General features: G+C 71.5%; 4 protein-coding genes. 1 reads left to right on the plus strand and 3 read right to left on the minus strand.

Annotated elements, in window-relative coordinates; genetic code table 11:
* Window positions 1–53: 53 nt before the first annotated feature.
* Both IH13_RS0118130 and IH13_RS0118135 read right to left on the minus strand, forming a co-directional pair.
* Window positions 54–848 (minus strand): ABC transporter ATP-binding protein, encoded by a 795-nt coding sequence (locus tag IH13_RS0118130; protein WP_031085716.1) that lies wholly within the window; start codon window positions 846–848, stop codon window positions 54–56.
* Window positions 841–1,782, minus strand: a complete 942-nt coding sequence (locus IH13_RS0118135; protein ID WP_031085718.1) for an ABC transporter permease — start codon at window positions 1,780–1,782, stop codon at window positions 841–843. The genes IH13_RS0118130 and IH13_RS0118135 overlap by 8 nt, the downstream gene beginning before the upstream one ends.
* A gap of 141 nt (window positions 1,783–1,923) precedes the next feature.
* Between IH13_RS0118135 and IH13_RS0118140 the strand changes: the two genes are divergently transcribed.
* Window positions 1,924–2,529 carry a TetR/AcrR family transcriptional regulator gene (locus tag IH13_RS0118140; protein ID WP_031085719.1) on the plus strand — a complete coding sequence of 202 codons (606 nt, stop codon included), beginning with the start codon at window positions 1,924–1,926 and terminating at the stop codon, window positions 2,527–2,529.
* Between the two features lie 57 nt (window positions 2,530–2,586).
* Here IH13_RS0118140 and IH13_RS0118145 read toward each other — a convergent pair.
* Window positions 2,587–3,163: CDP-glycerol glycerophosphotransferase family protein (locus IH13_RS0118145; RefSeq protein ID WP_199814725.1), on the minus strand; the 577-nt coding region annotated here is incomplete at its 5' end.

Here is a 3,163-nt window from a genome sequence, read left to right on the forward strand (position 1 = left end):
GAGATGTGTATAAGAGACAGCGAGGTGCTCGCACCGCGCGTCCGGCGGCCGCGTCACTTCTTCCGGGCCTTCGCCGGCCCGGTGAAGGCCTCGTACGCCGCCACGACCTCCTTGGCGGGCCCGTCCATCCGCAGGGTGCCCGCCTCCAGCCAGATCGCCCGGTCGCAGGTGTCGGTGATCGACCGGTTGCTGTGGCTGACCAGGAAGACCGTGCCGGCCTGCTCACGGAGCTCCATGATCCGGTCCTTGCTGCGCCGCTGGAACTTCGCGTCACCCGTGGACAGCGCCTCGTCGATCAGCAGGACGTCGTGGCTCTTGGCGGCGGCGATGGAGAACCGCAGCCGGGCGCCCATGCCGGAGGAGTAGGTGCGCATCGGGAGCGTGATGAAGTCGCCCTTCTCGTTGATCCCGGAGAAGTCGACGATGTCCTGGTAGCGCTCGCGGATCTGCGCGCGCGTCATCCCCATGGCCAGCCCGCCGAGTACGACGTTGCGTTCACCGGTCAGGTCGCTCATCAGGGCGGCGTTGACACCGAGGAGCGACGGCTGGCCCTGGGTGTGCACCCGGCCCCGCGACGGCGGCAGGAGGCCCGCGATCGCCTTGAGGAGCGTCGACTTGCCGGATCCGTTGGAGCCGATCAGACCGATGGCCTCGCCCTTGTAGGCGGCGAAGCTGACACCCTTCACGGCGTGCACCTTCCGGGCGCCCCGCGGCTGTGTGCGCGAGACGATCCGGTTCAGGGCGGAGGTGGCGCTGCCCCGCCCGGTGCGGGCACCGTTGACGGTGTAGGTGATGTGGACGTCGTCGACGACGACGGTGGGGACTCGGGTGTCGGGTGTCTCAGCCACGTCCGTACTGCTCCTCGGCCTTCCAGAAGAACACGAAGCCGCCGATCCCGCAGACGAGCGCCCAGCCGGTGGCGACGGCCCATACGTGCGGGGGTAGTTGGGCCCCGGTGAAGCTGTCGATCAGCGCGTAGCGCATCAGGTCGATGTAGACGGCGGCCGGGTTGCACTCCAGCGCCAGCAGGACGAACGAGGGGACCCGGTCCTCGGTGAGCAGCTTGTCCAGGCTCCACATCACGCCGGACGCGTACATCCACGTCCGCAGGACGAAGGGCATCAGCTGGGCGATGTCCGGGGTCTTCGCGGCGAGGCGTGCCACGACCATGGAGACCCCGGTGTTGAACAGTGCCTGCAGGGCGAGCGCGGGGACCGCCAGCAGCCAGGACGGCCGCGGGTACTGGCCGAAGGCCAGCAGGATGAGGGAGAGCGCGCCCAGCGAGAACAGCAGCTGCTGGAGCTGCTGGAGGGCCAGGGCGATGGGCAGGGAGGCGCGCGGGAAGTGCAGGGCCCGCACGAGACCGGTGTTGCCGCTGATGGCCCGGGTGCCCGCCGTGATCGAGCTGGCGGTGAACGTCCAGATGAAGACCCCGGTGACGAGGAAGGGCACGAAGTCCGGGACCCCGCGCTTGGTGTCCATCAGGACGCCGAAGATGAAGTAGTAGACCGCCGCGTTGAGCAGCGGGGTCATGATCTGCCAGATCTGGCCGAGCTTCGCCTGGCTGTACTGCGCGGTCAGCTTGGCGGTCGCGAACGCCGTGATGAAGTGCCTGCGGCCCCACAGCTGCCGGACGTACTCTTTCAGGGAAGGCCGCGCGCCGCTGACGGTCAGACCGTGCCGGGCGGCGAGTGCGGCCAGCTCGCCTGGTGCGTACGCGGGGAGGAGGGCGGGGGGCGCGGGGTCCGCCGGGGCCGGCGGGGCTGCTGTCTGGCTCACCACGATCGCTTTCGACGAGGTTGGGGGAACACGGCGAGCGGCCGCACATGGGATGGGACGGGACCGTATCGTCGCAACGCTGAGAGTAGGACGTGTGTACGCCGCAACGCAACCGTTCCGTCGTGACGGTCTACCATCGGGGACATGACCACCGAACGGCGAACAGGGCGCCGCACCCCGGCAGGCGCCGCAGTGCTGCGCGAGGACGTGACCGATGCGATCCGCGGCGCCGTCTTCGAGGAACTGGCCGCGGTGGGCTTCGCGCGCATGTCGATCGAGGGCATCGCCCGGCGGGCGGGGGTCGGCAAGACCGCCGTCTACCGCCGCTGGAAGTCCAAGCTGCACCTCGTCCTCGACCTGGTCTCGGCCGTCGCCTCCCAGGGCATGCCCGCACCGGCGACGGGATCGCTGTACGGGGACGTACGGTCCGTGCTGGAGCTCGCCTCGTACGCCCTGCGCCACCCGGTGGCCTCGCAGGTCATCCCCGACCTGCTGGTCGAGGCGGCGCGGAACCCGGAGATCTCCGACGCCATCAAGGCCGCGCTGCTGGACCCGCAGCAGGGTGTCGCCGCGGTCGTGGTCCGGGCAGCCGTCGAGCGCGGCGAACTGCCCGAGGGCAGCGACCCCGACCGCGCGCTGGACCTGATCGTCGGGCCGCTCTACTGGCGGCTGGCCGTGGTCCGCGGTGAGCTGCCGAAGGGGTACCTGGACGACCTCGCCGCCTCGGCGGTACGGGCGCTCAAGGGCTGAGCGGCGCGCGCCGCCCGCCCCCGGCAGGCTCAGTGGCCGGCGTCCGCCCGCAGCCGCTCAGTGGCCGTCGTCCGCCAGCAGCCGGTCCGCGACGCGCCGGGCCGCGCCGCCGTCGTCCAGATCGCAGTGGTCCCTGCGGAAGCAGTCGTACGCGTCGGCGTGGAGCCGCGCCGACGCTCCGGTGTCCCGGAGCGCCTGGGCGACCTCGTCCGTGGTGCCGAGCAGCGGCCCCGGCGCGCGGGCCTCGAAGTCCAGGCAGAAGCCGCGCACGGTGTCCCGGTAGTGCTCCAGGTCGTAGCTGTGGAAGAGCATCGGCCGGCCCGTGAGCGCGAAGTCGAAGGCCAGCCCCGCGTAGTCGGTGACCAGCACGTCGGCGATCAGCAGCAGCTCGGCGGTCTCCGGGTGCGCCGAGACGTCGCGCAGTCCCGGGGCGTCCGGCACGCTGCCCGTCACCCGGGGGTGCCTGCGCACCAGCAGGGTCGTGCGTGCGTCGAGCGAACGGGACAGCGCGGCCAGGTCCAGCGCGGGCTCCCAGCGGTACGCCCGGGACCACCCGCCGGGGACCTCACCGGGGGGATGGGCGAGCTGGTCGCGGTAGGTCGGTGCGTACAGCACGACCCGGTGCCCGTCCGGG

Source organism: Streptomyces sp. NRRL WC-3549 (genome assembly GCF_000721935.1).
Classification (GTDB): Bacteria; Actinomycetota; Actinomycetes; order Streptomycetales; family Streptomycetaceae; genus Streptomyces.